The sequence below is a fragment of the Streptomyces pseudogriseolus genome (genome assembly GCA_002154585.1).
GTDB classification, from domain to species: domain Bacteria; phylum Actinomycetota; class Actinomycetes; order Streptomycetales; family Streptomycetaceae; genus Streptomyces; species Streptomyces pseudogriseolus.
Genome location: MUNG01000327.1, coordinates 20702 through 27922 on the forward strand (window position 1 = coordinate 20702; position 7221 = coordinate 27922).

Consider the following 7221-nt stretch of genomic DNA (forward strand, 5'->3'; position numbering starts at 1 on the left):
CGGGTCAGCGGGCGCGGCCGGCGCCCGCGCCGAGGGCGACCAGGGCGGGCACGGCCCACGCGGGGTGCACGGAGGTGCGCAGAGCGGGCGTCCAGCCGGCGCCGGAGCGCAGGGTCTCCTCGGGGATCTCCGCGTTGTGCACGGCGATCAGGTCGACCGGCCGGCCGTTGACCAGGTTGTGCCGGGCGGTGAGCGGGGCGTCGTTCCAGCGCTTGAGGACCTTCGCCGGGCTGACGCCCCGGGGCAGGGTGAACGCGTTGTGCTCGGCGACGAGCTGGGACTCCTTGCCGACGCCGAAGCTGTAGCCGTACCCGGAGCCGGCCACGAAGTGGTTGTTGTAGACGTCGACCTGCCCGAACCGGACGCGCGGGGTGCGCTCGGTGAGGTCCGTGAACAGGTTGTGGTGGAAGGTCGCCTTCAGCTTGCCCCGGTCGCCCACGGCGGTGGACTCGCTGTCGCTGTTGCCGACGAGGATCGTCTTGTCGTGCTCGGTGAAGACGTTCCAGGAGGCGGTGACGTAGTTCGCGCCCTTGACGATGTCCAGCTCGCCGTCGTGCTGCTGGTAGAGCATGCCGAAGTGGGTGGGGGCCGCGCTGTCGGGGTGCGCGCCGTCGGTGAACGTGTTGTGGTCCAGCCACACATGGGTCGATCCGTGCACGACGACGGTGTCGTACTCGCTGTTCCAGTTGCCGCGGTCGCCGTCGGTGGGGTCCCACTGCGGGAAGCAGTCGACGGGGCTTTCCAGGGTGAGGTTGCGGACGATGACGTTGTCCACGTCCTTGATCTGGAGGCTCGCGCCCTTGATCGCGGCGCCGCGTCCGACGCCGATGATCGTGGTGTCGGAGGGGACGTTCACCTTGATCTCCGCGTCCTGACGGGCGGCGGAGGCGCGGCGCAGCCCCTCGGGGCTGTCGTCGGGCTCGCCGGTGAGGTCCCGCTCCAGGCCCCACGTGTCGGGGGCGTACGTCTCCAGGTAGGCGCCGAAGTCGTAGCCGGGGACGGCGAGCGCGTCGCAGCCGTCGGCGACGGCGTCGACGACGCCCTTCACCTTGATGATCCTCGGGGCGTCCCCGCCCTCCGCGAGGGCGGCGGTGAACTGGGCCCAGTCGGTCACAGTGCGCACGCGCGCGGCGTCGGCGGCGGCGCCTCCGGTGGTGCCCGTGCCGTAGGAGGCCCAGCCGTCGCCCGCGGGCAGAGTGCGGCGGGCGGGGTCGTGGTGCGCGGGGGTGTGGGCCTGCGCGGCGGTACCGGTCAGGGCCAGCACGAGGGCGGCACAGCCGGCCGGCACACCGACTCGCCTAGCATGCCCATGCCATTTTGATCTATCCATGATGCGGCTCTCCTGTTCATGATCCGGCGGGGGTGGTGCGCCCCGTGAGGGGCGCGGGGAACTGCGCGCCCAGCCGGGGACGGCCCGCAGCCGAAGAACGACGGACCGCCCCCGAACCGGGATCAGCCCATCTGCTCGTCCCACTCGGCCTGAGCCTCGTTCAACTGCTCGGCCAGCCCGTCCAGGAAGGCCTTGGCCGTCATGTCCCCCAACAGCACCTTCTGGAAGTTCGGCTCGTTGTCCGCCTTCGAGACGGTGTTCCAGTCCGGCAGGTAGTACGGCAACTGCACGATGGTCGTGGACCCGTCCGACAGCGCCTGCGCCGCCAGCTTCGTCGGCTCCGCCTTCGCGATCCACGCGTCCTTCGCCGCGTCCGCGTGCGCCGGCACCTGCCCCGCCGACTCGTTGAACTTGGAGTTCGACTGCGCGGAGGTCGCGAACTCGATGAACTTCCAGGCCGCGTCCTTGTTCTTGGAGCTCTTGAACAGGCCGATGCCGTCGACCGGGTTGGAGACCTGCACCCGCTTGCCGTCGGGGCCGACCGGCTGCGGGATGCCCCGGAACTTCTCCGTGCCCAGCGCCTTCACATGGTCCTGGTACGAGCCGAGGTTGTGGTTGAGCATCCCGATCTCGCCGGAGTCCCACTGCGCGACCATCTTGGTGAAGTCGTTGTTGAGGTCGGCGGCGGGCGTGACCTTCTTGAACAGCGCCGCGTACCGCTCCAGCGCCTTGACGTTCCGCGGGTCGTTGACCGTGGTCTTCTTGCCGGTGGAGTCCCAGAACGAGGTGATGCCGGACTGCCCGTACATGGCGTCGAGGGCCTGGGCGATGGAGCCGGCTCCGCCGCGGATGGTGTAACCGAAGCGGTTGCTGCCCTTGTCGGTGAGCTTCTCCGCGGCCTCGAAGAAGCGGTCCCAGGTGGTCGGCTCCTCCAGGCCGGCCTTCTCGAACATGTCGGTGCGGTAGTACAGGACGCCGTTGTTGGCGGAGGTGGGCACGGAGTACAGCTGGTCGTCCCCGCCGCCGGCCGCCCGCAGCGACTCGATCATGTCCTTGTTCAGCTTGCCGTTCAGGGACGAGCCCTCCAGCCGCTCGTCCAGCGGCTCCAGCGCGCCCTGGGCGGCGAAGCCCGCGAGCATCGACGCGCTGATGCCGCCCACGTCCGGCAGGCCGCCGCCCTGGATCGCGGTGTCCACCTTCGACTGGTACTCGGTGGACGCGATGCCGACGTACTCGACGTCGATGTCCGGGTTCTTCTTCTCGAAGTCGGCGATGATCTCCTTCCAGATGTCGGTGCGGACACCGCCGTTGTTGTCCCAGAAGACGATCTTCCCCGTGCCGCTGCCCTCGGCGCCGTCGCCCGAGCCGCTGCCGTCGTCCCCGCAGGCGGTGGCGGTCAGCGCCAGGACCGCTCCCAGGGCGACGGCCGCGGACGTCCTGCCGCGGCGCCCTCTGCCCGTGTCTCTTCCAAGAATGCTGATCTTCATCGGTCGGCTCTCTTCTCCTGGATACGGATCCTGAACTGCGTGAACGTGGCGGTACCGGCGTGTCCCTGGCCGGTGGGCGCCAGGGCGACCAGGCCGAGCAGAGCTCCGACCCAGCGCCAGGGAGTCGCGGCGAAGACCTGACCGGAGGGGCGGAAGCCCTTCCCGGCGCCGTCCCCGGTGTCGTACGAGAAGCGGCAGCGCGCGCCGGCGCCGATGTCGACGCGCAGCCGGGCCCGGCCGTCCGGGGCCGGGCGCGGGGGCGCGGCGTCCCGTTCGTGGTCGGCGGCCGTCTCGGCGAACCGGTGCACGAGCCGCACCGCGCCGTCCTGGCCGCGCTCCAGGCCGATCCAGCTGTAGGCGTCCCCGAGCACCGCGAGCCCGGCGCGCGCCCCGGGTTCGCCGTCGTCGAGCCGCAGGTCCACCTCGACGGTGCACGGGGCGCCGGGCAGCCGCTGGGTGAGGACGTTCGGCAGGGCGCGCAGGTCGTGCGCGTCGGCGGTGCGGACGCAGGTGAGGCGCAGCCCGTCGGCGGAGTGATGGGTGGCCCAGCCGTCCCGGGGGTTGGCGGTCCACTGCCACTGGCGGCCGGGGCGTCCGCCGGGGAAGTCGTCGTCGGTGGCGGGCGCGGCGGGCGGCTGCGGCGGCAGGTCCGGGCGGCGGTGTCCGGCGACGGGGGCGCCGTCGTCCCCGATCACCGGCCAGCCCCCGTCGTCCCAGCGCATCGGCTGCAGGTGGACGACCCGGCCGTAGGCGCCGCGCTGCTGGAAGTGCAGGAACCAGTCCTCGCCTGACGGGGTGCGCACCCAGCCGCCCTGGTGCGGGCCGTTGACGTCGGTGTCCTTCTGCTCCAGGACCACCTTCTCCTCGTAGGGGCCGAAGAAGGAGCGGGAGCGGAAGGCGCCCTGCCAGCCGGTCTCCACTCCCCCGGCGGGGGCGAGGATCCAGTACCAGCCGTCGTGCTTGTAGAGCTTGGGTCCTTCGAGGGTGAACCAGCCGGGGATGCGGTCGCCGTCGATGATCACCTTTCCCTCGTCCAGGAGTTCGGTGCCGTGCGGGTGCATCCGGTGGCCGGTGAGCCGGTTCTTGACGCCGGAGCGGGACTTGGCCCAGGCGTGGACGAGGTACGCCTCACCGGTTTCGTCGTCCCACAGCGGGCAGGGGTCGATCAGCCCTTTGCCGGCCTTGACCAGGTGCGGGGGGGTCCACGGGCCGCGGAACTCGGGCGCGCTGACCTGGAAGACGCCCTGGTCGGGGTCGCCCCAGAAGATCCAGAAGCGTCCGTCGTGATGGCGCAGGGCGGGGGCCCACACCCCGCAGTCGTGCCGGGGGGTGGTGAACTCGCCCTCGGGTTCGAGGCGTTCCAGGGCGTGGCCGACGAGGGTCCAGTTGACCAGGTCGCGGGAGTGCAGCAGGGGCAGCCCGGGGGCACGGCCGAAGCTGGAGGCGGTGAGGTGGAAGTCGTCGCCGACGCGGATCACGTCCGGATCGGACCAGTCGGCGTCGAGGACCGGGTTGCGGTAGACGGGGTCGTCGGGGGCGGCGCTCACGCGCTCACCGCCTTGGCGGCCAGCGCGGCCGCCTCCCGGCGGTCCAGGCGGCCGTCGGCGACGACGGTGACGACCCGGCGCTCCACCGTCTCCCCCGGCGGGACGGGCAGCCGCGCGTCGTACGCGAGGGAGGAACCCACGCCGGGGTACTCCTCGGCGCGCACGAACCACGGGTCGAGGCGGGTCGCCTCGGTGGCCGCGGCGAAGACGAGGGTCCAGGCGGAGCCGGCCAGGGCGACCCAGTCGGCGGTGCGTCCGTGGACGGCGTCGGTGCCGTCGGCCGCCTCGGTGAACACCTCGGGCGCCGCGTCCTCCTTGCGGGCCCGCCAGAAGAAGCCCCCGTAGGCGGCGCCGGGGCGGCCGTTGGTGGCGGGGCTGCCGACGGACAGCGGGCGTCCGGAGACGTTGGTGAGGGCGAAGGCGAGGTCAAGGGCCCACGCGCCGTCGGTGAGGGCGGTCGCGGTGACCGTGCGCCGCTCGCGGAGCAGTTCGCCGGGCGCGGCCACCCAGCGCAGCTCCTCGGTGAAGCCGTCGGCCTCGCGCCGGTGGTAGGCGGTGTGCCGCTGGGCGCCGTGGTTGTCCAGCTCGGTCGGCCCCTGGTCGCGGACGTAGGTGCGTCCGCCCCAGAAGTTGAACCCCTCGACGTCGGGAACGGCGACACCGACGCCGAGGTGGTGGGTGTGGTCGGCGGGGCTCAGTTCGGTGACCGCCGTGCCGGCCAGGGTGGTGACGGGGTGCAGGTAGGGCCGCGGGGAGAGCCGGGCGGGCAGTTCGGGCCGGGTGACGTACCGGCCGACGGGCCGTCCGGCGACGCGCAGCACCACGGAGTCGTTGCCGGTCATCGGGGGCTCACCTCTTTCGGCGGATGGTGGTGGGCGGGCCGGGCCCAGGGGGCGCCCAGCTCGGAGTAGAGGGACAGGCGGTCCGCGGCGGCCGCGACCAGGGCGTCGACGCCGGGCACCACCCGGCGGTCCTCGCCGGGGACGCGGTGCCAGGCGTCGTCGGGCAGCGGGGCCGGGTCGGGGGCGGTGCGGACGGCCTCGACGACCCGCATGAAGGCGCCGGTGTCGTCGGGGGTGACCAGCAGACCGGTGCCGTCGTGGAGGTGGGCGAGGAGGTTCTCCAGCAGGTCGGTGCGGCCGAAGCGGAGCTCCTCGGGGCCGTGGCCGGCGCGCTGGAGCAGGACGCGGTCCTGCTTGTACCAGAAGGTGATCCGGCCGCTGGTCCCGTGCACGACGACGTACGGCTCGCCGTCGTGCTCCGCGCACAGGGTGGCGGCGACGGTGACCGTGCCGCCCCGGACGGTGGTGACGCGGACGCAGGAGGTGTCGTCGGACTCGATGTCGTTGGCGCGCAGCAGCTCGGTCTCGATGCCGGCGACGTCCTCGGCGCGGGTGCTCCCGGCGAGGGCGAGGGCGGTGGCGACGGCGTGCGCGAGGGGGTTGGTGAGCGCCCCGTCGACGACGTCGGCGCCGTCCAGCCGGCGGCGGCCCGCCCAGGGCGCGCGGCGGAAGTACGCCTCGTCGCGGACCCAGGCGCCGGCCCCGCCGATCCCCGTCACCCGGCCGACGGCGCCCTCGGCGATCAGCTCGCGGATCGCGGGCACGGCGTGCGAGCCGAGCGACTGGAAGCCGATCTGGCAGGCCACCCGGGCCGCGGCGACCCCGTCGGCCATCCGGCGGAACTCGGCGTACGAGGGCGCCGGCGGCTTCTCCAGCAGCAGGTGCACGCCCCGTTCGGCCGCGGCGAGGGCGAGGGGGGTGTGGGTGGGGATGGGGGTGCAGATGACGGCGGCGCGGGCGCCGGTGGAGTCGAGCAGCGCACCGAAGTCGGATGACTGCGCGGGGAGTTCACCGCCGAAGTCGTCCTCGGTGAGCGGGGTCAGCTCGCAGATCCCCACGAGCCGGACCAGGTTCTGCGCCTGGAGGCGGCGGATGTTCTCCACGTGCCAGCGGCCGTGGCCGCGGGCGCCGGCGAGGACGACGGGAACGGGCGCGGGGGGCGTCATCCCTTCACCGCCCCGGCGCTGAAGCCGGTGATCAGCCACTTCTGGATGAAGGCGAACACGATCACGACGGGGACGGCCGCGATGATGCCGCCCGCGGCGAGCGCGCCGAGGTCGACACTGTCCGCGCTCATCAGGGTGTTGAGGCCGACCGGGATGGTCTGCTTCTCCTGGTTGTTGAGGAACATCAGGGCGAACAGGAAGTGGTTCCAGGAGTGGACGAAGGCGAAGGAGCCGACGGCGATCAGACCGGGCCGCAGCAGCGGCAGGACGACCACCCGGAACGCCCGGAACCGGTCGCAGCCGTCGACCCAGGCGGCCTCCTCCAGGGAGTACGGCACGTTCTTGATGAAGTTGCTGATGAGGATCATCGACAGCGGCAGCTGGAACACCGTCTCGGCGAGGATGACGCTGCCGAGCGAGTTGATCATCCGCAGCTCGGCGAAGATCTCGAACAGCGGGACGAGGAGCAGCGCACCGGGCACGAACTGCGAGCAGAGCAGGGCGAGCATGAAGCCGCGCTTGAGCCTGAAGTCGAACCGGGCGAGTGCGTAGCCGCCGGCCAGGGCGACCAGGGTGGTCATGAGCAGGGTGGCGACACCGACCAGGACGCTGTTCTGGAAGAAGGTGGCGAAGCCGCGGTCGGTCCACACCTTCTCGAAGTGGGCGCCGGTCATCGGCCAGGGCACCAGCGAGGTGGAGCCGGCCGGGCGGAGCGCGAACAGCAGGATCCAGTAGAAGGGGATGAGGGTGAAGACGAGGTAGATGCCGAGCGGCAGGTAGATCTGCCAGCGGGGCGCCTCGTCCCAGGCCCGGCGCTTCCTGGCCGTCCGGGGCGGCTCGGGGGCGGCC

6 protein-coding genes are annotated in these 7221 nt (G+C 72.4%); all 6 read right to left on the reverse strand.

Features of this window, described 5'->3' with window-relative positions:
- Positions 1–4 precede the first annotated feature (4 nt).
- Positions 5–1330, reverse strand: coding sequence for a pectate lyase family protein (locus CCN29_RS25955; RefSeq protein ID WP_031019861.1), 1326 nt, complete (start codon positions 1328–1330; stop codon positions 5–7).
- A gap of 122 nt (positions 1331–1452) precedes the next feature.
- Complete coding sequence (locus CCN29_RS25960) at positions 1453–2817, reverse strand: ABC transporter substrate-binding protein (protein ID WP_006132726.1); 1365 nt, start codon at positions 2815–2817, stop codon at positions 1453–1455.
- Positions 2814–4364: a glycoside hydrolase family 43 protein gene (locus tag CCN29_RS25965; RefSeq protein ID WP_006132727.1), complete on the reverse strand. Its 1551-nt coding sequence runs from the start codon at positions 4362–4364 to the stop codon at positions 2814–2816. Before CCN29_RS25965 ends, CCN29_RS25960 begins: the two co-directional genes overlap by 4 nt.
- Positions 4361–5206, reverse strand: coding sequence for a DUF6807 domain-containing protein (locus CCN29_RS25970; RefSeq protein ID WP_006132728.1), 846 nt, complete (start codon positions 5204–5206; stop codon positions 4361–4363). The genes CCN29_RS25965 and CCN29_RS25970 overlap by 4 nt, the downstream gene beginning before the upstream one ends.
- Positions 5203–6372: a Gfo/Idh/MocA family protein gene (locus CCN29_RS25975; protein ID WP_086684863.1), complete on the reverse strand. Its 1170-nt coding sequence runs from the start codon at positions 6370–6372 to the stop codon at positions 5203–5205. The genes CCN29_RS25970 and CCN29_RS25975 overlap by 4 nt, the downstream gene beginning before the upstream one ends.
- Positions 6369–7221, reverse strand: an 853-nt coding sequence (locus CCN29_RS25980) for a carbohydrate ABC transporter permease (RefSeq protein ID WP_086684866.1), incomplete at its 5' end; no start/stop codon positions are given. The genes CCN29_RS25975 and CCN29_RS25980, both read right to left, overlap by 4 nt.